The following is a 21,088-nucleotide window of genomic DNA, read 5'->3' on the forward strand; positions in this document are numbered from 1 at the left end:
CTCGCGGCTTGGAAAAACATGTTCGACAAGATCCTCATAGCCAATCGCGGCGAGATCGCGCTCCGCGTGCTGCGCGCGTGCAAGGAGCTCGGCATCTCCACCGTCGCGGTGCATTCCACCGCCGACGCCGACGCCATGCATGTGCGGCTCGCCGACGAGAGCGTGTGCATCGGCCCGCCGCCGTCGAAAGATTCCTATCTCAACGTCCCCGCGTTGCTCGCGGCCTGCGAGATCACCGGCGCCGACGCCGTGCATCCCGGCTACGGCTTCCTGTCGGAGAACGCCCGCTTCGCCGAAATCCTCGCCGAGCACAATCTGCATTTCATCGGCCCGAAGGCCGAGCACATCCGCCTGATGGGCGACAAGATCGAGGCCAAGAAGACCGCCAAGCGGCTTGGCATCCCCGTGGTGCCCGGCTCCGACGGCGCAGTCTCCTCCGACAACGACGCGATGGCGATCGCCAAGGGAATCGGCTTCCCGGTGCTGGTCAAGGCGGCTGCCGGCGGCGGCGGCCGCGGCATGAAGGTCGCTCAAACCGCCGATGATCTGATGATGGCGCTGACGACGGCGGGCAACGAGGCCAAGTCGGCCTTCGGTGACGCCTCGGTCTATCTGGAAAAATACCTGCAGAAGCCGCGCCATATCGAGATTCAGATTCTCGGCGACGGCCGCGGCGGCGCCATCCATCTCGGCGAGCGCGATTGCTCGCTGCAGCGCCGCCATCAGAAGGTCTGGGAAGAAGGCCCCTCGCCGGTTCTCGCTGCCGCCGCCCGCGCCAAGATCGGCGAGACTTGCGCCAAGGCAATGCGGGACATGAAATATCTCGGCGTCGGCACCATCGAGTTTCTCTATGAGGACGGCGAGTTCTACTTCATCGAGATGAACACCCGCATCCAGGTCGAGCATCCCGTCACCGAGAGCATCACCGACATCGACCTCGTGCTGGAGCAGATCCGCATCGCCGCCGGCGGTGACCTGCCGGCGAAGCAGGAAGAGATCGCCATCATCGGTCATGCCATCGAATGCCGCGTTAATGCGGAGAACCCGCAGACCTTCCGTCCCTCGCCCGGCAAGATCACACAATTCCACCCGCCCGGCGGGCTCGGCGTGCGGATCGATTCCGCCGTCTACCAGGGCTACGTGATTCCGCCCTACTACGACTCGCTGGTCGGCAAGCTGATCGTGCACGGCAAGACCCGCGCCGAATGCCTGATGCGGCTGCGCCGGGCGTTGGATGAGATGGTCGTCGACGGCATCGAGACCACGCTGCCGCTGTTCCGTGCCCTGGTGCGGGAGACCGACATCATCAACGGCGATTACCACATCCACTGGCTCGAGCAGTATCTCGCCGGCCAGCCGGTGGACGCCAATAAAGGCTGATAAGCTGCCAAAACCCCGCCGGCCGGCATGGAACCCATCGCCTCCGCCGGCGTTGAGATGGGTTGGGTCCCTTCTGGCAGGGCGGCTTATTCCGTTTCATGACGACCATCGTGACTGCTGACGCTCAGCGCCGACGCCGCGCCGTGGGACAAATCCTGCTGCTCGCCGCGGCATTTCTGGTGCTGGTGGCGATCAGCGCGACCTCCGTCGTCCTCGTCAACGAGGCGCGCAAGGATAGCGCGCGTGTGGTCCATACCGTCGAGGTAGAAAATTACATCAACGAGCTGCTGCTCGAGCTCCGTCGCGCTGAGAGCAACGCACGCGGCTATCTGCTCACGTCGGGACCGGAATTTCTGCGCAGTCATGAAGCCGCCGTCGCGAACGTATTGCCGTACCTCGACAGGTTGACGCAATCGGTCAGCGACAATGCCGCGCAGATGGAGCATGTGAAAAAGCTGCGGTCCGCAATCGAGATCCGGCTCGGACAATTCGCCGAGGAAATGAATTTAGTCAAACAGGGCCAGCCCGCCAAGGCCACCAATTTGGTGCGCGAAGCCGCATCCGCCGACACCAACACCACAATCCGCGAGGTCGCGCAGGCAATGCGCGCCGAGGAAGACCGGCTGTTCATCACGCGCACCGCAACCGCCGATCGCACGCAGCAATTTGCCGCGCTGGTGACGGTGGCGGGATCGGGCCTCGTGATCGCGCTGGCCGGCATCGCAATTTTCCTAGTCCGGCGTTCGTCGCAAGCGCGCGACCGGGCCGACGCCAGGCTGCGCGACAGTCACCTCAACCTCGAGGCCACGATCGACGAACGCACCGCCGACCTGCGCGAAGCCAATGACGAGATCCAGCGCTTCGCCTACATCGTCAGCCACGATTTGCGCTCGCCGCTGGTGAACATCATGGGGTTCACCAGCGAGCTGGAGGAATTGCGCGGCGATATCTTCAGGCGGATCGCACAGCTCTCCCGCGTCCAGTCCGCCGCGCCGGCGACTGCGGAGAATGCCACCGACACCGCCGAGCCGGAGCTCGAGGGTACCGACAAGCAGCTCTCGGAAGACTTCTCAGAAGCGCTCGCTTTCATCAAATCGTCGATCGGCAAGATGGACCGGCTGATCTCGGCGATCCTCAACCTGACCCGCGAAGGACGCCGCGAATTCGAGCCGGTCTGGATCGACACCAAGGAGCTGATCGAGGCCATCGTCACCACCGTGGCGCATCAGGCGGCGGAAGCCCAGGCGCAGATCCGGATCGACGCGCTGCCGAATATCGTCAGTGACCGCCTTGCGCTGGAGCAGATTTTCTCCAATCTGATCGACAACGCACTTAAATACCTCAAGACGGGGGTTCCCGGCGAAATCGCGGTGCGCGGCCGCACCAAGCTTGGCTTTGCGATTTTCGAGATATCGGACAATGGGCGCGGCATCGATCCCAAGGACCATCAGCGCATTTTCGATCTGTTCCGCCGCGCAGGCACCCAGGACAAGCCGGGACAGGGAATTGGACTTGCCCACGTCCGCGCCTTGGTGCGACGCTTGGGAGGAACCATGTCGGTCGCATCGGAACTTAACCAGGGCAGCACGTTCACGATCACGTTGCCCATAAATTGGTCTGCCAACCGGAACACACGGAAATGAGTAATCCAGTCACCATCATCATGATCGAGGACGACGAGGGCCATGCCCGCCTGATCGAACGGAACATCCGCCGATCCGGTGTCAACAATGAGATCATCCCGTTCACCAGCGGTACAGCTGCGCTGAACTACCTGTTCGGCAAGGATGGGACGGGCCTCGACCACAAGGGCAGCGCGCTCCTGATCCTGCTTGATCTCAACTTGCCCGACACGTCCGGCATCGACATCCTGAAGCGGGTCAAGGAAAACAAGTACCTCAAGGCCACTCCGGTCGTGGTCCTGACCACCACAGACGATTCACAGGAGATCAAGCGCTGCTACGAACTCGGCTGCAACGTCTATATTACCAAGCCCGTGAACTACGAGAGCTTCGCCAACGCCATTCGCCAGCTCGGTCTGTTCTTCTCCGTCATTCAGGTCCCTCCGGCCGCCCTATGAAACTTGCAACGCCCACACTGCTGTATATCGACGACGACGCCGGTCTCGCCCGGCTGGTCGATCGCGGCCTGACGCGGGCAGGATTCAAGGTCGTGCATGCGGCCAGCGGTGAGGACGGACTGGCGCGGCTCGCGCAGGGCGGCATCGACGTCGTTGCGCTCGACCAATTCATGCCCGGCCTTGACGGCCTCGAAACGCTGGAGCGGATCATGGCGATCGCGGACGCCCCGCCCGTGGTGTTCGTCACCGCCGCGCAGGATTCGGCGATCGCCGTCACCGCGCTGAAGGCCGGTGCCGCCGACTATCTGGTCAAGGACGTCAGGGGCGAATTCATTCCGCTGCTCCAGGTCGCAATCGACGGCGCACTGCGCCAGGCCGCGCTTCAGAAAGCCCGCGATGAGGCCGAAGCCGAAGTCCATGCCTCGCGTGACCGCTATGCGGCACTGGCCGCCGAACGCGAAGTGCTGCTGCGCGAGGTCAACCACCGCGTCGGCAATTCCCTGCAGATCATCGCGTCGCTGCTGCATTTGCAGGCCAACTCCGCGACCCAGGACGACGTCAAGGCGGCGCTGACCAACGCGATGGGCCGCGTCGCCGCGGTAGCCCAGGTGCACCGCCGCCTCTACACCTCGCACGACCTCAAGAGCGTGCTGCTGAACCAGTATCTCGAAGCGCTGCTGGAGGACCTGCGGCGTTCGGCCGAGGGCAACAAGATGTCGCGCCTGACGCTCGATGCCGAGCCGATCGAGATCGATCCCGACCGCGCCGTGGCGATCGGCATCATCGTCAACGAGCTGGTGATGAACGCAGTCAAATACGCCTATCCCGACGGCGCCGGCCCGATTCACGTCGAGCTCAAGGCGGACGGCGAAGACCTCGTGGTCGCGATCGCGGATGATGGCGTCGGCCTCAACGTCAAGTCTGATCCGCGCTCTACCGGCATGGGGCAACGCATCGTCAGCGCCATGGCAGCCAAGCTGGATGCCACGGCCGAGCGCGATCCCGGCCACGGCGGGACACGGATCGTGCTTCGCTTCAGTCGCGTCCCCGCAGCACCGGCAAAGCCGGCCACCGCTGCGGCGGGCTAGGCCGGCGTCGCCGCTTCGATCGCGCGGGCAGCCGCGACGAGAACGTCAGCCACTTCGATCGCGCGGCGCGGATTCATTCTGTTGCGGATGGCGGACAGCGTGATCGCCGCCGCCGGCTGGCCGTCGGGCGTCCTGATCCAAGCCGACAGCGACTTCGTCCCCTGCACGAGCCCGATCTCCCGCAGATTGTAGCCTCTGCGGCGGGCAAGCTGGACCTGCCCTAGCACCGTTGCCGCGTCGGTCCGGTAGGCGCCAAACCGCGCTTCATTGGCGAGCACGATCTTGCGCGCCTCGGCGGCCGGCATGGCGGCCAGGATCGCAACCCCGGCGCTGCTGACGCCCAGCGGACGCCGCACCCCGACCTCGATCGATAGGACCTGGATCGGATAGCTGCCGATGCGGCGCGCCACGCACAGCGTGTCGAGACCGGTACGGACGGTCAGGAACAGGGTATCGCCGAGCTCTGCCGATACCGCGGCCAGATGCGGCTCGGCCGCGATCATCAACGGCGAACGTGAGGGACGCGCCAGCGCCAGTTCCGGCACCTGGCGGCCGACGATGTAATTGCCGGTGCGTTCGCTGCGCTCGACGATGCCCTCCTCAATCAGCACGTGCACGATGCGATGCACCGTCGGCCGCGTCAGCGACGTCGCCTGCACGATTTCAGCCAGGGGTACGCCTCTTTCTCCGCCAATTGCGAGCGTACGCAGCACCGTCAGCGCGCGGCGGATCGCCTGCCCTCCCTGAAGTGGCTCGCGCCTGTGCACCCTTAACCGACTGTTTGTCATACGCGCCACCCTGCGTCCACAATGTGGACAGAAACACCACAATTTGGTCGACAGCGAAAGGGCCTCGCGCAAAATCCGCAGCGCGGAACAATCAATGCGCGTGCTGCTGGGACAGGGCGCGCGCAAAGCAAAAAATCAGCGGCAGATCGGCCGCTCTTCGGGAGAATGCGATGAAGTTTTTCGCAATCGCAGGCGTCGCTATTTCGGCACTGTTCACGGCTTCGCTCAGCACCACCGCCGACGCGCAGCAATGGCCGGCGCGGCAGGTCCGCCTGATCGTGCCCTACCCCGCGGGCGGCAATGTCGACAGCGCGGCGCGCGTTATCGCCGACCGTCTTCAGGCCAAACTCGGCCAACCCTTCATCGTGGAAAACAAGGCGGGCGCCGGCGGCCTGATCGCCGGCGAGGCGTTCGCGAAAATGCCGCCCGACGGCTATGCGCTATTCGTCGGCGCCAACGGCCCGGTGCTGTTCGCCCCCGAAATCGCCAAGCGCGAGGCCTATAATTGGAAGCGCGATTTCGTTCCGATCAGTTCGATCACGATGACCCCTCTGGTGCTCGAGGTACATCCGTCGCTGGCGGCCAAGGATCTCAAGGAGTTCCTCGATCTGGCCCGCCGCGATCCCGGCAAGCTGACGATGGCCTCGCCAGGCCAGGGCACCACCAACCATCTGCTCAGCGAGTTAATGCAGTCGACGCTGGGCCTGGAATGGCTGACGGTGCACTACCGCGGCAACGCGCCGGCATTGAACGACCTGATCGGCGGACAGGTGCAGTTCGCCCTCGACCAGATCTCGGTCGGCCTGCCGTCCATCAAGAGCGGCATGCTGCGCGCGCTCGCTGTCACCGGAAGCCACCGCGCCTCCTGGCTGCCTGATGTGCCGACCTTCACCGAGCTCGGCTACAAGGAATTCGACGGCCAGACCTTTACCGGCCTGTTCGCGCCTGCGCGCACGCCGCCCGAGATCGTGACCAAGCTGCACGAAACGTTGGCGGAGATCCTGAAAGATCCGGCCATCGTCGAAAAGTTCAACGCGCTCGGCGCCGAGGCGGTGTCGATGACGCCGGCGGAGTTCACGAGCTACCTCGAGCGCGAGGACGCCAAGTGGATCCCGGTGGTCCGCAAAGCCAACATCAAGGCCGATTGAAGCTCCGATGCGGATCGATCCTGCATATCTCGACGCCGAAACAGCCTACCGGCTGATCACCGGCGTCGTGGTGCCCCGCCCCATCGCCTGGGTGACCAGCCTGTCAGACGGCGGCGTCCTCAACCTCGCCCCGTTCTCGGCCTTCACCTTTGTCGCGCCGAAGCCACCGATGCTGGCGATCAGCGTCGGCCGCAAGGGCAAGACCTACAAGGACACCGCGCAGAACATCCTCAACAACGAGGAATATGTCGTTCACATCGTGGATTCCAGCCTGATGAACGCGGTGCACGAGAGCTCCACCGAGCATCCGCCAGAGGTCAGCGAGGTCGAGGAACTGCGGCTGTCGACGCTGCCGGGCGAACGCATCAAGGTGCCGCGTCTGGCCGCCGCGCCAATCGCGATGGAATGCCGTTTCCGGCAATGCCTGGAATTCGGCGAGACCCGCTCTCGGCTGATCGTCGGCGAGGTGCTGGTCTTCCACATCAGGGACGGACTCCTGAACAACGGCAAGATCGAAACCGAGGCGCTCGATCCGATCGCGCGCATCGCGGGGCCGCGTTACGCTAGGCTCGGCGAGATCGTTACCTTGAAACCCGTATTCCAGACCTCCAAAACCGAATCCTGAAGCGCGCTTTTCGCGCCGCGCTGATCCGAAAGACCGATCGCATGCACCTTCTGAGCTATCTCTTCAATGGCAAGCCGTGCTTTGGCGCGCACATCGCAGGCGGGGTCGTCGACCTCACCGAACGAACGAAGTTTGTCGACCTGCGCGCCCTGATTGCCGGGAACGGTCTCGATATCGCGTGCCAGGCCGTGGCTGGTCAGAAGCCGGACCATGCGCTCGAAGAAATTGTTCTGCTGCCGCCGGTCCCTGCCCCGGAAAAGCTCTGGTGCATCGGCGTCAACTACAGGGATCGCAACGCCGAGTACAAGGACAATTCGGACCTGCCGAAATATCCGAGCCTGTTCGTTCGCAACCCCTCATCCGTCGTCGGCTCCGGCCAGCCGATCGAGAAGCCAAAAATCTCCGAACAGCTCGACTATGAAGGCGAGCTGGTGATCGTGGTCGGCAAGAAAGGTCGGCACATCCCGCGCGAGCGCGCCTTTGAGCACGTCTTCGGCATGACGCTGTGCAACGAGGGCAGCGTTCGCGACTGGCTGCACCACGGCAAGTTCAACGTCACGCAAGGAAAGAACTTCGACCGCTCCGGCAGCATCGGGCCGTGGATCGTCACCGCAGATGAATGCGATCCGCGCGGCCCGCACGACATCATCACCCGCGTCAATGGCGAGGTGCGGCAGAGCGATTCCACCGAGCGGCTGATGTTCCCGTTCGATTTCCTGATCGCCTATCTCTCGACCTTCGCCACCCTGAAGCCCGGCGACATGATCGCGACCGGCACCCCGACCGGCGCCGGCGCCCGCTTCACCCCGCCGCGCTGGCTCAAGGTCGGCGACGTCGTCGAGGTCGAGTCCGGCAAGATCGGCATCCTCCGCAACACCGTCGCGGCGGAGCGATAGAAGATGCTCGATCAGCAAACGGTCGAAGTTCTGGCGCAGCGGCTGGATGAGGCCGAGCGCAGCAAGTCGCTGATCTCGGCATTCACGTGCGAATATCCTGACCTAACCATCGAGGACGCCTACGCCATTCAGCGCGCCTGGACCAGGCTGCAGCTCTCGCGCGGCCGCGTCGTCAAAGGCCACAAGATCGGCCTGACGTCGAAGGCGATGCAGAACGCGGTCGGCATTTCCGAGCCTGATTACGGCGTGCTGTTCGCCGACATGTTCTATCCCGACGCCTTGCCGATCCCGTTCGACCGCTTTCGCGCACCGCGCATCGAAGTCGAGCTGGCCTTCGTGCTGAAGACGCCATTGAAGGGGCCGGATTGCACGCTGTTCGACGTGCTCAACGCCACCGACTACGTCACGCCGGCGCTCGAAATCCTGGAAACGCGAATGCACCGCGTCGACCCCGTTACCAAGGCGCCGCGCAAGGTGATGGATACGATCTCGGACAATGCCGCCAATGCGGCCCTCGTCGTCGGCGGCCGGCCGATCCGCCCTCTCGACGCGGATTTGCGCTGGATCGGCGCGCTTTTGTTCCGCAACGGCCAGATCGAGGAGACCGGCATCGCCGCCGGCGTCCTCAACCATCCCGCCAACGGCGTGGCCTGGCTCGCCGACCGGCTCGCCGCCCAGGGCGAATATCTCGAAGCCGGCGAAGTGGTGCTGGCCGGTTCGTTCACGCGCCCGGTCGAGATCACCAGGGGCGATACCTTTCATGCCGATTACGGCCGGTTCGGATCGGTGTCCTGCCAGTTCGTCTGAACAAGAAAGCGTCCGCGGAGGAAGAGATGACAAGGCGCAAGAGCATTCATATCGGCGAGTTCAAGCACGCCAATCCCATTCCAAACGCCTGCCGCATCGGCAACCTCCTGATATCGGGCGTCATCCTCGGACGCGATCCAACCACCGGCGCGATGCCGGAGAAGATCGAGGACCAGTGCGCCAACATGTTCGCGCACATGAAAGCGATCGTTGAAGCCGGCGGCGGCACCACCGACGACATCATCAAGATGACGGTGTGGCTGCAGGACCGCAAGCAGCGCGCGCCTGTGAATGTCGAGTGGCTAAAGATGTTTCCCGACGAGCATTCCCGCCCCGCCCGCCATGCGCTGCAGATGGAGATGGAGAACGGCGCGCTCGTGCAATGCGATTTCACCGCCGTGATCGGCTGACTGCTACCGAGGAACCTGACATGCCGACCTATCTGCCGTTCGACCCGAACCCGCGCCGCCCGTCGAAACTGCCGCCGCCGAAGAGCATCGACAGCCAGTTTCACGTGCTGGGCCCGCTGGAGAAATACCCGGTGCGGCCGGGCGCTGCCTATCAAATGCCGTCAGCGACCTGGGAAGCGGCGCTGCGCGTCCACAAGGCGCTCGGCATCGAGCGCGGCATCATCGTGCAGACCACGACCTATGGCGCCGACCATGCCGTGGTGCTCGACGGCCTGGCGGCGATGGGACCGGACTACCGCGGCTGTGCCAATGCGCTGGTGTTCGCCGAAGCCGATGATACCTATCTCGCAAAACTGCACGATGCCGGCGTGCGCGGCGCCCGCTTCAGCTTCCGGCAGGAACTGGGCGCAGTGCTGTCAGACAAGGATTTCGCCCGCGCCATCGCGCGGATTCGCGAGCTCGGCTGGTACGCAAAAATCCAGCCGGAGAAGGACGGCATCGTCTCCAGCGCCGCCAAGTACGAAAACCTCGACGTCCCCGTGCTGATTGATCACATGGCGCGCCCTGACCCGACCGGCGGCAAGGACGATCCGAACTTGAAGAAGATGCTGGAGCTTCTGTCGAAGGGCAATTTCTGGGTGATGCTCTCGCTCGGCGAAAAGACTTCAAAGAAGGGCCCGCCTTGGGACGACGTTATTCCGATCGCGCGCGCCTATATCGAGGCCGCCCCCGACCGCTGCGTCTGGGCCAGCGACTGGCCGCATCCGGTCTCGGTGGTGCAGCCGCCGAACGATGCGGACCTGCTCGAGCTACTCTATCGTTACGTGAACGACGAGGCGGAACTTAAGAAAATCCTGGTGAGCAATCCGGCAAAACTGTTCGGGTTCGAGAACTAGCGGTCATTTCGGCGAGTAGCATAGCCCCCGCGCGTCCTGCTATCATCGCTCCATGACCTCGCGCGAGTCCGCTGCTTCCGAAATCACGCCCGAAGTGCTGCTGCGGGCCTATGCCTGCGGCATCTTCCCGATGGCCGAGAGCGCCGGCGATCCGACGCTGTTCTGGGTCGAGCCGGAAATGCGCGGCGTCATTCCACTCGACGGTTTCCGCATCGCCTCGCGGCTTGCCCGCACCGTACGCTCGGACGCGTTTAGCGTCACCGTCGACACCGCCTTCAAGGCGGTGATTGCCGGCTGTGCGGCGCCGCAGCCCGGCCGCGACGACACCTGGATCAACAAGCGCATCCGCGACCTCTATCTCGGGCTCCACGAGCTCGGGCACTGTCACAGCGTCGAAGTCTGGCAGGACGGCGATCTCGCCGGCGGCCTCTATGGCGTCAGCCTGGGACGCGCCTTCTTCGGCGAGAGCATGTTTCACCGCGCCCGCGACGCCTCGAAGGTAGCGCTGGTGCATCTGGTGGCGCGGATGATCGCCGGCGGATTCGAGCTGCTCGACACGCAATATGTCACCGAACACTTGCGCAGTTTTGGCGCGGTCGAAATTCCGCGCCGCCGCTATCGCGCCCTGCTCGACAAGGCGATTACCGGCGAGCCTGCGGATTTCATGCGGCTGGCGCCCAGCATCAACGGCGCGGAGGCGCTCGCGATTATCGCGAAGCGCGGCTGAGCGCGTAGCCCGGATTTCGCTTCGGGCTACGTTTCAAAGGCTTAATTCCCGAACAATCCGCCGAACAGCCCGCCCGGACGCTGCTGCGGCGGAGGCGGCGGTGGCGCCTGTTGCGGCTGCTGGAATTGCGGCTGCGGCGGCTGTCCCGGTGGACGCGGCGCGGCCTGCTTCGGCGATGGCGGCGGACGCTTGGCGCCCGGTGGCGGCGCAGCCGGTTTCGGCGGATCGGGCTGCGCGCTGACGATGGTCTGGTCCGGCCCTTTGCAGTCGGTCAGCCAGATATCGTAGACCGGATGCTCGACGCCGTGCAGGCCGGGGCTGGCGGCAAACATCCAGCCCGAGAAGATCCGCTTCACCTCGCCCTGCAGCGTGATCTCGTCGACTTCGACAAAGGCGTCGGTGTTGGCGGCTTCCGTCGACGGGCGCGTGTAGCAGGCACTGGTCTTCACGCGCAGGGCGCCAAACTGCACGGTCTCGCCGATATCCTCGTCGAAATTGATGATGCGGCCGGTGATCTTGTCGAGACCGGAGAAGCTCGCCTTCTTGTTGGTGATCTTGGTGGCCGGCGGCTCGGAGACGACCTCGTCGCCCGGCTGCAGCGTCGCTGGCGAGCTCGGCACGCCCTTGGCCGGCGGCTGGCCCTGTGCGGGCGGCGCGTTGGCGACACCGGGACCGCCGGGGGGCGGCGGTCGAACGGCAACCCCGGGCTGGGTGCCTTGAGGCGTACCTTGGGGTGTACCGGGCGGCGGCGGCAGCGGCTGCGACTGGAAGCTGCCCGGCGGCGGCGCACCCTGCCCCGGCGGCGGCCGGTTCGGGGTCGGCAACAGCCTGCCGCGCGGCAGTTCCGGCACTTCCTCGTCGTCGTCAGGGATTTGTTGCTGCTGCTGAGTGCCGCGCGGAATCGCGCCCGGCGGCCGCAGCGGCGGATCGGAAAAGATATTGCCGATCTGCGCCTGCGCGGGCGGCGCAAGCGAGGCCGTGGTGGCGGCGATCAGGGCCGCAAGTCCGGTCAGGGCAATGGTTCGAAGCATCTCGCGCGGCTTTAAAGGGCGAATCGGGCTCGCGACATAGTACAGACTAATCCGCCGCTCGCGTGCCCTCCGGTTAACACGGCGAATACGGCGGGTTTGCGACCGAAGCAATTTGTGCTGTCATTTCAACGAGTCCGACGCCATTTCGTCTCATCTCTTACCGGGGTTTCCGGTACGTTTCTAGTGCGGCATCCAGGCGCAAAGGCGATCCGACCCAAAGAAACATGGTTCTTTGCCGCTTGTCGACGGCAGTGTCCCCTCTCTGACCAGTCCTCAGCGATAGCCTCGAGTTTGGAGGCGCCATTCGGCGAAAGTGACATCCGCCGTCGTCGCAGGTGACCCTGAGCGGCGGCGTTGCCACTGGTATTAAGCAGGCATCTATTTTCCCCTTGGCGGTGTGCCTGTTCCCGTTGACGGGGTTGTAAGGCGAGCCGCAGAATAGTCCTCCACACTCGGGAGCATTGCTCTGTCGGACTTAAATGACGTCCAGCGGCGGCTAGTGGCGGTCTTCGCGGCAGACGTGGAAGGCTATAGCCGCCTGATGGGTGCTGACGAGGTCGGGACGCTGAGGGGGCTGACCGATCGCCGCGCGATCCTCGACAAGGCCATTGCTGAGCACCGGGGCCGCATCGCAAATACGGCCGGCGACAGTGTGCTTGCGGAGTTCGGGAGCGCTGTCGACGCCGTGCAGTGCGCGGTCGAGGCGCAGGCCGCCTTGGCGGAAGAGAATGCCGGGCTGTCACCCGACAAACGCATCAACTTCCGTATCGGCATTCACGTGGGGGATGTGATGGTACGCGCTGGCGATCTGTTCGGGGACGGCGTGAATATCGCGGCACGGTTGCAAGCCTTGGCCCAACCGGGAGGCGTTTGCGTCTCTGGCGAGACCTACGGGCAAGTCAGAAAGGTTCTGCCCGTCGCCTTCACTGATCTTGGGGCACAGCAGGTCAAGAACATCGAAGAGCCAGTGAGGGCGTACACAGCAACTGGGCTCAGTGAAACTGTCGGCCTGGTTACAAAGCGATCCACAGACATTTTCAAACCGCTATCACTCCCTGACAAACCCTCCATTGCCGTGCTGCCTTTCCAAAATATGAGCGGTGATCCAGAACAGGAATACTTTGCTGATGGTATGGTGGAAGACATCATCACCGCGCTGTCTCGTTTTAAATGGCTGTTCGTGATCGCTCGCAATTCAACGTTCGCATACAAAGGACGGTCCGTCGACATCAGGCAAGTTGGACGGGAACTAGGCGTTCGTTATGTGCTAGAAGGAAGCGTGCGAAAGGCGACCGAACGGGTACGGATCACGGCGCAGCTCATTGATGCAGAGACCAGCGCACATATTTGGGCAGATCGTTACGACCGCGCGGTCGATGACATCTTTGCCTTGCAGGATGAGATTACACTAAGCACCGTCGCCGCAATTGAGCCCAGCGTGCGCCAAGCCGAAATAGAACGGGCCAAGCGCAAACGGCCCGAAAATCTCGACGCCTACGACCTTCTGCTACGTGCGACGCCTTTAGTGGATACTGGAATGCCGGAAGGCGCGTCGCAGGCAGTGCCACTCCTTGAGCGCGCGCTTTTGCTTGAGCCGAACTACGCGCTTGCGCACGGCCAAACGGCGTTTTGCAATGAGATACTATATCTCCGAGCGGGAAGGCGTGAAGAGAATCGCGCAGCTGCGATACGGCACGCGCATACTGCGGTGGCGCTTGGCCCCGACGATGCTCCCGCACTTGTTTATGCCGCGATCGCGATTGGTCTTGTAGAACATAACCGTGCCTTGGCTCAGGAGACGTTCGAGGCCGCTCTTGCAATCTCCCCATCGGCAGCATGGGCATATTCTTGGGGCGCGTTGATTTTGGGCTGGGGCGGGGAAGCCGAGCATGCAATCGACTGGGGCGAGCGGGGCATCCGCCTTAGCCCACTCGATCCGTGGATTACGGCGGCGCTGCACGGCATTTGCATGGGTCACTTTCTTCGAGGACGCTATGAAGATGCTGCGGTGGCAGCGCAACGGGCCATTCGTAGCAAACCGGGTTTCAGTGTCTCCCACATGTTCCTGGCAGCAGCGCTTGCTAAACTCGGTCGAATGGAAGATGCGAAAGTGGCTGCCGACCGCGTAATGCAACTCCAACCCAACTTCAGCAGCACCGGTCAGTGCTCCGCCATCGGTTGCGTGCCGATGCTCGCTGGGCCTCTTATCGAAGCAATGCGCGCCTCAGGTCTACCTGAATGACCACCACGCGGCGCTTCGCGGCCAATCATCGAGATAACGCCACGAAAAGGGCGCTTGCTGCCCCCTTCCGCCGTAGTGAATTCCGGCCCGGAATGACGCGAAACCCGCTTTCAGACCAGGGAAACGTGATCTAGCCATGCCCCGCTTCAGATGAAATAGTCGCATCCGTCGGCGCGGCCACGCGCGAAAACCATCAAAATCCGGGACAACCGGACGAGCCAGAGGAAACCTTAAGCTATGCCCGATCGAATTCGCCTCGATGGCCGGGTTGCCGTCGTGACCGGCGCCGCCGGAGTCATTGGAACCGCGACCATGCGCCTGCTCGCCGAACGTGGCGCGCGGATTGTCGCAGTCGACCGCCGCGAAGACGACCTCAAGGCCGCCATCAGCGGCCTGCCCGCCTCCGCCGAAGCGCTCGCGATCACGGCCGACGTCACCCGGGAAGAAGACGTCGCGGAATATGTCCGCGCTGCCGTCGACAGGTTCGGCACCATCGACGTCTTCTACAACAACGCCGGCATCGAGGGCGACATCAAGCCGATCCCGGAATATTCGCTGGAGAGCTTTCGCCGCGTGCTCGACGTCAACGTGGTCGGCGTCTTCCTCGGCATGAGGCACGTACTGCCGGTGATGCTGAAGCAAAACAAGGGCAGCATCATCAACACCGCCTCCATCGCCGGCCTGATCGGATCGCCGATGATCGCGGTCTACAGCGCCAGCAAGCATGCCGTGATCGGCCTGACCAAGAGCGCCGCCTGGGAATGCACTGGCACCGGCGTGCGGGTGAACTGCGTCTGCCCCGGCCTGATCGACAGCCGGATGCTGAGCACGATTCTGCAGGGCCGCAATCCCGGTAACGAGCCGCCGCCGATCGACAAGATCGTCGACCGGATTCCGGCGCGGCGGCTCGGTCGGGCCTCCGAAGTCGCCTCCATCGTGGCGTTCCTCGCCTCGGATGAAGCGAGCTACGTGTCAGGATCCGCCTACACGGTCGACGGCGGCCGGACTGCTGCTTAACCCCACACTCGTCGTTCCGGGGCGAAGCGAAGCATTGAACCCGGAACCTCGAGATTCCGGGTTCGCATCTCCGATGCGCCCCGGAATGACAACCTAAAACGAGAGGTCTCATGCCCGTCACGCTCGATCCCGATGCCGCCGCCATCTACAAGGCCTTCCAGGAAGCAGGTCGTCCCGCCTATGAGACGCTGAGCGCACCGGAAGCGCGCGAGTACTATCGGGCCGCCCGTGTCGTCATGAACCCCGAGCCGCCCACGCTTGAATCGACCACGCCGATCGATATTCCCGCGCCGCACGGCGCGCTTGCCGCGCGCATCTACACGCCGAAGACGCTGCGCAAGAATAACGGCATCGCGCCGTGCCTGGTGTTCTTTCACGGCGGCGGCTGGGTGATCGGCGATCTCGATACCCACGAAGTGGTCTGCCAGAAGCTGGCCCATGAGGGCGAACTGATCGTTATCTCGGTCGACTACCGCCTGGCACCCGAGCACAAATTTCCCGCCGCCGCCGATGACGCCATTACCGCGGCGAAATGGATTGCCGCCAACGCCGGCCAGCTCGGCATCGACGCCGGACATCTGCTGGTCGGCGGCGACAGCGCCGGCGGCAATCTCGCCGCCGTGGTGGCGTTGGCCGCGCGCGACGGCGACGGCCCAAAGCTCGCCGGCCAGGTGCTGGTCTATCCCGCCACCGACTTCGCGATGAAGCACCCCTCGCACAGCGAGCCGGAGACCAGCATCCTGCTGACGCACTCCGTCATCAAATGGTTCTGCAATCATTATCTGAGCAGCACCGCCGACATCGATCACTGGAAAGCCTCGCCTTTGCGCGCCAAAACGCTCGCAGGCTTGCCGCCCGCCTATGTCTTGACCGCGGGGGCTGATCCCCTGCGCGACGAAGGCGCCGAATATGCCGCCCGGCTGAAGGAAGCCGGCGTGCCCGTGACCTACCGGCACTTCCCCGGCCAGTTCCACGGCTTCTTCACCATGGGCAAATTGCTGCAGCAGGCCAATGTCGCGGTCAGCGAAATCGCCGATTGGCTCAAGACACTGAAATGATGCAGATTGCCGCTCTTGCGTGAATTCGTGAATGTCTCCAGCGTGTGTTTGAGGCCGCTGTGATCGAACCAATCCTTGTATTCGGCATACCCGTCGATTTCGTCCTGTTTGCACTGACGCTGCTCGGCGTCGCACTGTTCCATCACAAGACGCTGCAGGTCGCGCTGACCGGCCTTGCAGCGATCGTCATCTACAAGCTGATCTTCACCGGCTTTAAATACGGCACGGGCCTCGGCGGCTTCGGCCATCACATGGCGCATGAATGGGTCACGCTTGCCAACCTGTTCCTGCTGCTGATGGGGTTCGCGCTGCTGTCCCGGCACTTCGAGGAGAGCCGGATACCGGACGAGATGCCGGCGCTGCTGCCCGACGACTGGAAGGGCGGCGTCCTGCTGCTGGTTCTGGTGTTCGTATTGTCGAGCTTCCTGGACAACATCGCCGCCGCCCTGATCGGCGGCACCGTGGCGCGGCACGTGTTCCGCGGCAAGGTTCACATCGGCTATCTCGCCGCGATCGTCGCGGCCTCGAACGCCGGCGGATCGGGCAGCGTCGTCGGCGACACCACCACCACCATGATGTGGATTGCCGGCGTCAGTCCGCTCAGCGTCGTCGAAGCCTACATCGCCGCGGTCGTTGCGATGCTGGTTTTTGCAATCCCGGCGTCCATCCAGCAGCAGCGTTATTCGCCGATTCAGAAAGATGCGGCAAAGGGCCTGAGCATTGACCCGACCCGGGTATTCATCGTCGCAGTCATTCTCCTCGCAGCGCTCGTGGCCAACGTCACCGCAAACCTGAAATTTCCTGCGCTGCTGGATACCGTTCCGGTGCTCGGCATCGCCGTCTGGGCGGCTATCCTGTTGACAGCGGGACTGCGCGCGCCGGACTGGAAGGTGATGCCGGAAACCTTCAAGGGCACGATCTTCCTGCTCTCGCTCGTCGCCGCCGCCTCGCTGATGCCGGTCGAAAAGCTGCCGGCCGCATCATGGCCGACCGCGCTCGGTCTCGGCTTCGTCTCCGCCGTATTCGACAACATCCCCCTCACCGCGCTCGCGCTGAAACAGGGCGGCTACGACTGGGGCTATCTCGCCTATGCGGTCGGCTTCGGCGGATCGATGATCTGGTTCGGATCGTCGGCGGGCGTCGCGCTATCGAACATGTACCCGGAGGCGAAGTCGGTCGGCCACTGGATCGCCCAAGGCTGGCCGGTGGTAGCAGCCTATGTCGCCGGATTTTTCGTGATGCTGGCGGTGCTCGGCTGGCATCCCGACAGGCCGCTCTAAGGCCACGTTCAATTCTGAAGATCCATTCATCTTCATGGCCATTAAACCTTTGTAATTCAACGTGATTTCGTGACGGCACGCGCATTCGTTTGGGCCCGCCTCACGCATCCTTTGCGGGTTCGCGGGACTGAGCGCCGACATGGTGTCGTCGCCGCCGCGGGCAGCAACGCAAAGGAGAATTGTGATGAGGACTATTATTCTTGCTTCGCTGGTTCTGGCCGTGACCACGGCCTCGGGCTTCGCCGCAACGCCGTTGATCGACGCGCGCCAGAACGCCCAGCAGCATCGTATCTTCAAGGGCATCCAGCAGGGCGACCTGAACTTCAACGACGCGCTGAAGCTCCAAAAGGGCCAGATGCGCGTCCAGAACATGAAGAACAAGGCGCTCGCCAGCGGAGGCGTCATCACCCCGCTGGAGCGCGCCCGCATCCACGCCGCGCAGAACATCCAGAGCTCGCGCATCTTCCTGAAGCGGCACTGATTCGCACCGCACGGATCACGACTGCCCACGGTATCTGCGACGGCCGGTTTATCCCGGTCGTCGCAACTGGTCCGACTCAGGCCGCAATGTTATCCAAGTTTCGCACTAGTTCTGGCACGCAACCGAATCTGCCAGGTGATTCTGGCGGATGGCCGCAACCTCGCGAGGAACCGCCATGTTATTTTTCAAGCGCGAACTCAGCCCGATCGAGCGCTTCGAGGTCGCGCTGAAAGAGAAACTCTCCGCGCGGCAGAAGCTGGCCGATCGGCTCAGCGTCACCGAGGCGGAACTTGCTGAAAAGCGCGCGGCTGCCGAACAGTTGGCGGTCGCCGGTGCCAATAATTCCCGGCTCGATCGCGCCGAAGCCAGCATGCGCACGGTTGAAGACCGCGCCAAGACGCTGCGCGCCGAATTGGTCGAAGTCGACGATCAGGTCGCCTCCGCCGAGCGCGCCCTCGCCGACGCCAAGGCGCAGCGCGACCGCGACGCGCTGGCCGACCAGATCGAAGCGATGGCAACCGCGATCGAACGGGCCGCGCCTGGATTCGAAGCCGGGGCGACTTCGCTGGTCGAGGCCGTCACCACGAGCACGCTGTCGATACCGGAGGCCACCCGATTCTCGAGCAGCATAGATGCGGTACGCAGCGAAGTCCGCGCCGCGACCGACCTGATCTGCTGGGAGCTACGCTCGGCTGCGGTACGCACCCGCGCCGGCAACGCCAACCTTGCCAGCATCGCGCTCGCCGAAGCCGGGCAGACCGCATCGGCAGAGATCGACCGGCAATTGATCTACACGCTGCATCCCCTGCGTTGGCGCGAGGGAGAGGAGGTGCGTAAGGCTCCGGCCTTCGCGCTGGTCGGGCTGCCGAAGGCGCTGCTGGCGGTAGCGCTGCAGCATCAGCATGTCGACCATCTCAACGCCCGTCGCGTGCAGACGCTGATGCATCTTCACGGCAGTGCCGGCCAGAATGGCGAACCGCAGGACGACGATCCGCAGCTCGTCGATCTCGATGCCCTGCTGGCAGAGGAACAGCCGAGCGCACAAGCCGACGTTGCCTGAGCGATAGGCGCTCGCTCACGGGGCGCCGGATTGCGAGCCAGTGCTGAACCAAACCCCTCCGCGAAACGTTGTCTGGGTTCATTCCTGAAACCGGATAGCAGGCCATGCGGCTACGCGTTGTCACGTTCAACGTCTGGAACCGGCAAGGTGACCCGAAACGAACCGGCCTGATCAACCGCGAACTGCGCAAGCTCGCGCCCGATCTGGTATCGTTCCAGGAGGTCGTCCAATCGCCGGAGCGGTCGCAGCTCGACGAACTGATCCACGACACCGGACTGCACGGGACGCATCAGGCCGACATTCTGCGCAGCGCGCCGCCTCATGCCGATCGCTTCGGCGGAAATGCTGTCGCGACGCGATGGCCGCATCGCGTCGAAGAGGTGCTGGACCTGCGCATGTCGGATGCAAGCGACATCCCCTGGTGCTCGCTGGCGGTCACGGTGTCGTTGCCGGCGCAGGCGAGCTTCTGTTCATCGCCACAACAACGTCGTGGCGGCTATCGGCGGAAGCGGCCCGAGAGCGTCAGACGGTGGCGCTGACCGATCTCGATGCGCGCCACCGCCGGACGCTTCCCAGCATCATCGCCGGCGATTTCAACGCGACGCCGGACGCAGCCAGCATTCGCTACCTAAGGGGATTGCAATCGCTCAGCGGACGCAGCGTCAGGTATCACGACGCGTGGGAGGTCGCCGGCGAGGGCCCGGGCCATACCTGGAGCGTCGACAATCCGAACGCGAAATCGGAGATCGGCGCGATCGTCCGCCAGCCGCATCATCGCCGCCGCGTCGATTATATATTCGTCGGCTCTTGGGACGCTCATCCCAAGGCAATTTGTGAAGTTCAGACCGTTTCGCTGGCCTTCGACCGGCCGGTGGACGGCGTCTGGCTCAGCGATCATTTCGGCGTCGTTGCTGATCTCGAAATCGGCGCCACGTCCTGAACCATTGTGCGGCTTACGGTTCCTCGCGGAAATCGGGTGGCCGCCACCCTTCCAACCTGCGATTCCAGTCATTCAACGGCAACACCATCGCAGCTGGAGTCATCCATGAAATCCGAACGCGCCACACTATACTTGGCATCCGACAATGATGCTGTCTGCCGCAATCCGTTCGGCGTCATGGACGTTCCGCATCCCGAGGACGACGACGTGATGCGGTTCGCCCGCACCACGATGCCGGAAGAATTGTCGACCGACGAAAATGCGACGCCGTGGAGCAGCGGCGGCAGCTATCCGCGCGGTTCGATCGAGGGTCAGTGGTCCAGCCGCTGGAAAGGCGCCGCGGACCCGACCATGCCGGGCGATACGCCGGACAACTGGAAGCAGGGCCTCGGCGAAGCGCGGATCGTCGGCGACCGCGTCTACCTGCTGTTCGATTGGGATTCGGGCAAGCGCCGCGGCCTGATCGAGGCGCGGCGCGAAGGCGCGCACCGGCTGGTTGGCAAGTACATCAACCTGAACAATCCGGAGATCACCGTGCCCTGGGTCGGCCTTGTCGTGAACTACCGGCGAGTCGACGGCTACTTCTCGCAAGGCCGGGTGGATTTCCGCAGATAGCACATCCGCCCACCCTGCTCGCATCGCGCGACGACGATGTCAGCTGCGCGATCCGCATGAGGCCATCAGGCTCTTGCTGCCGTCATTCGGCTTTGATGTTGGCGTCCTTGACGATCTGCTCGTATTTCGTCATCTCGTCCTTGATGTATTTGGCGAAGTAATCCGGCGTGGAGCCGATCGGTTCGAAGCCGAGCACCCCGAGCCTTTCCTTGAGGTCCGGCCGCTCCACGATTTTCGCCACCTCGCCTTGAATCTTCGTCACCAGATCAGCGGGAAGACCCTTCGGCGCCCACAACCCGTACCAGGAGGCGAAATCGAAACCCTTCATGCCGGATTCGGCGACGTCGTCGGAGAATTCCAGCCGCTTGATCATCCGCTGGTAGACCGCATCGTACGTTTCGACGTCAACTCGTCCATCGCGTGCGCAGGAGATAGTCGGCTTCTCCAGTGAGCCGCCAGGCTTCGACAATCTCGGGGATATCGGCGATCACCCGGCGGAATGCCTGCAGCCACGCGGCC

At 63.7% G+C, this 21,088-nt stretch carries 24 protein-coding genes; 20 read left to right on the forward strand and 4 right to left on the reverse strand.

The genetic code is table 11. From position 1 onward, the window contains the following. Positions 1–18 precede the first annotated feature (18 nt). The 4 genes from accC (at position 19) to RX331_RS20565 (ending at position 4,548) form a co-directional block, all read left to right on the forward strand. Positions 19–1,380 carry an acetyl-CoA carboxylase biotin carboxylase subunit gene (gene accC, locus RX331_RS20550; protein WP_317251736.1) on the forward strand — a complete coding sequence of 454 codons (1,362 nt, stop codon included), beginning with the start codon at positions 19–21 and terminating at the stop codon, positions 1,378–1,380. Positions 1,381–1,478: 98 nt separating this feature from the next. Then, a complete protein-coding gene (locus RX331_RS20555; RefSeq protein ID WP_317251737.1) occupies positions 1,479–3,023 on the forward strand; it encodes a sensor histidine kinase in 1,545 nt (514 codons plus the stop codon). Continuing rightward, entirely contained in the window at positions 3,020–3,460 is a 441-nt protein-coding gene (locus tag RX331_RS20560) for a response regulator (RefSeq protein ID WP_317251738.1), read from the forward strand. Before RX331_RS20555 ends, RX331_RS20560 begins: the two co-directional genes overlap by 4 nt. After that, positions 3,457–4,548 (forward strand): sensor histidine kinase, encoded by a 1,092-nt coding sequence (locus tag RX331_RS20565; protein WP_317251739.1) that lies wholly within the window; start codon positions 3,457–3,459, stop codon positions 4,546–4,548. The genes RX331_RS20560 and RX331_RS20565 overlap by 4 nt, the downstream gene beginning before the upstream one ends. On the opposite strand, the gene RX331_RS20570 is transcribed toward RX331_RS20565, so the two are convergent. Further along, on the reverse strand, positions 4,545–5,336 hold the full coding sequence (locus RX331_RS20570) for an IclR family transcriptional regulator (protein ID WP_317251740.1): 792 nt from the start codon (positions 5,334–5,336) through the stop codon (positions 4,545–4,547). The genes RX331_RS20565 and RX331_RS20570 overlap by 4 nt on opposite strands. A 170-nt stretch (positions 5,337–5,506) precedes the next feature. Between RX331_RS20570 and RX331_RS20575 the strand changes: the two genes are divergently transcribed. Genes RX331_RS20575 through aat form a run of 7 tightly spaced genes read left to right on the forward strand, consistent with a single transcriptional unit; the run spans position 5,507 to position 10,845 of the window. Further along, the gene (locus RX331_RS20575) at positions 5,507–6,484 is read left to right on the forward strand and encodes a tripartite tricarboxylate transporter substrate binding protein (RefSeq protein WP_317251741.1); all 978 of its coding nucleotides are present in this window, start codon (positions 5,507–5,509) and stop codon (positions 6,482–6,484) included. A 7-nt stretch (positions 6,485–6,491) separates the two neighbouring features. Next, positions 6,492–7,109 carry a flavin reductase family protein gene (locus RX331_RS20580; RefSeq protein ID WP_317251742.1) on the forward strand — a complete coding sequence of 206 codons (618 nt, stop codon included), beginning with the start codon at positions 6,492–6,494 and terminating at the stop codon, positions 7,107–7,109. Between the two features lie 41 nt (positions 7,110–7,150). Further along, positions 7,151–8,005, forward strand: a complete 855-nt coding sequence (locus tag RX331_RS20585) for a fumarylacetoacetate hydrolase family protein (RefSeq protein ID WP_317251743.1) — start codon at positions 7,151–7,153, stop codon at positions 8,003–8,005. 3 nt (positions 8,006–8,008) lie between these two features. Beyond that, on the forward strand, positions 8,009–8,812 hold the full coding sequence (gene hpaH, locus RX331_RS20590; protein ID WP_317251744.1) for a 2-oxo-hept-4-ene-1,7-dioate hydratase: 804 nt from the start codon (positions 8,009–8,011) through the stop codon (positions 8,810–8,812). A gap of 26 nt (positions 8,813–8,838) precedes the next feature. Further along, positions 8,839–9,222, forward strand: a complete 384-nt coding sequence (locus tag RX331_RS20595) for a RidA family protein (protein ID WP_317251745.1) — start codon at positions 8,839–8,841, stop codon at positions 9,220–9,222. A 20-nt stretch (positions 9,223–9,242) separates the two neighbouring features. Further along, on the forward strand, positions 9,243–10,118 hold the full coding sequence (locus RX331_RS20600) for an amidohydrolase family protein (protein WP_317251746.1): 876 nt from the start codon (positions 9,243–9,245) through the stop codon (positions 10,116–10,118). Between the two features lie 52 nt (positions 10,119–10,170). After that, on the forward strand, positions 10,171–10,845 hold the full coding sequence (aat, locus tag RX331_RS20605; RefSeq protein ID WP_317251747.1) for a leucyl/phenylalanyl-tRNA--protein transferase: 675 nt from the start codon (positions 10,171–10,173) through the stop codon (positions 10,843–10,845). A gap of 41 nt (positions 10,846–10,886) precedes the next feature. On the opposite strand, the gene RX331_RS20610 is transcribed toward aat, so the two are convergent. Beyond that, complete coding sequence (locus RX331_RS20610) at positions 10,887–11,876, reverse strand: DUF2155 domain-containing protein (RefSeq protein WP_317251748.1); 990 nt, start codon at positions 11,874–11,876, stop codon at positions 10,887–10,889. A gap of 499 nt (positions 11,877–12,375) precedes the next feature. Between RX331_RS20610 and RX331_RS20615 the strand changes: the two genes are divergently transcribed. The 9 genes from RX331_RS20615 (at position 12,376) to RX331_RS20655 (ending at position 20,569) form a co-directional block, all read left to right on the forward strand. Next, on the forward strand, positions 12,376–14,118 hold the full coding sequence (locus tag RX331_RS20615; RefSeq protein WP_317251749.1) for an adenylate/guanylate cyclase domain-containing protein: 1,743 nt from the start codon (positions 12,376–12,378) through the stop codon (positions 14,116–14,118). Positions 14,119–14,355: 237 nt separating this feature from the next. Beyond that, positions 14,356–15,135, forward strand: coding sequence for an SDR family oxidoreductase (locus RX331_RS20620; RefSeq protein WP_317251750.1), 780 nt, complete (start codon positions 14,356–14,358; stop codon positions 15,133–15,135). A gap of 110 nt (positions 15,136–15,245) precedes the next feature. After that, a complete protein-coding gene (locus RX331_RS20625; RefSeq protein WP_317251751.1) occupies positions 15,246–16,193 on the forward strand; it encodes an alpha/beta hydrolase in 948 nt (315 codons plus the stop codon). Between the two features lie 59 nt (positions 16,194–16,252). Continuing rightward, positions 16,253–17,473 (forward strand): SLC13 family permease, encoded by a 1,221-nt coding sequence (locus RX331_RS20630; RefSeq protein WP_317251752.1) that lies wholly within the window; start codon positions 16,253–16,255, stop codon positions 17,471–17,473. A gap of 184 nt (positions 17,474–17,657) precedes the next feature. After that, entirely contained in the window at positions 17,658–17,954 is a 297-nt protein-coding gene (locus RX331_RS20635) for a hypothetical protein (RefSeq protein ID WP_317251753.1), read from the forward strand. A 175-nt stretch (positions 17,955–18,129) separates the two neighbouring features. Next, on the forward strand, positions 18,130–19,014 hold the full coding sequence (locus tag RX331_RS20640; RefSeq protein WP_317251754.1) for a hypothetical protein: 885 nt from the start codon (positions 18,130–18,132) through the stop codon (positions 19,012–19,014). Positions 19,015–19,118: 104 nt separating this feature from the next. Then, positions 19,119–19,553 (forward strand): endonuclease/exonuclease/phosphatase family protein, encoded by a 435-nt coding sequence (locus RX331_RS20645; protein ID WP_317251755.1) that lies wholly within the window; start codon positions 19,119–19,121, stop codon positions 19,551–19,553. Beyond that, entirely contained in the window at positions 19,544–19,954 is a 411-nt protein-coding gene (locus RX331_RS20650; protein WP_317251756.1) for an endonuclease/exonuclease/phosphatase family protein, read from the forward strand. Before RX331_RS20645 ends, RX331_RS20650 begins: the two co-directional genes overlap by 10 nt. Before the next feature lie 105 nt (positions 19,955–20,059). Continuing rightward, complete coding sequence (locus RX331_RS20655) at positions 20,060–20,569, forward strand: hypothetical protein (RefSeq protein ID WP_317251757.1); 510 nt, start codon at positions 20,060–20,062, stop codon at positions 20,567–20,569. An 82-nt stretch (positions 20,570–20,651) separates the two neighbouring features. Here the strand turns inward: RX331_RS20655 and RX331_RS20660 are convergent, their stop codons facing one another. Together RX331_RS20660 and RX331_RS38855 are read right to left on the reverse strand one after the other, a co-directional pair. Further along, positions 20,652–20,942 (reverse strand): Bug family tripartite tricarboxylate transporter substrate binding protein, encoded by a 291-nt coding sequence (locus RX331_RS20660; RefSeq protein ID WP_410708298.1) that lies wholly within the window; start codon positions 20,940–20,942, stop codon positions 20,652–20,654. A gap of 31 nt (positions 20,943–20,973) precedes the next feature. After that, positions 20,974–21,060: an Lrp/AsnC ligand binding domain-containing protein gene (locus tag RX331_RS38855; RefSeq protein WP_410708299.1), complete on the reverse strand. Its 87-nt coding sequence runs from the start codon at positions 21,058–21,060 to the stop codon at positions 20,974–20,976. Positions 21,061–21,088: the final 28 nt, after the last annotated feature.

The organism is Bradyrhizobium sp. BWA-3-5 (genome assembly GCF_032917985.1).
GTDB lineage: Bacteria > Pseudomonadota > Alphaproteobacteria > Rhizobiales > Xanthobacteraceae > Bradyrhizobium.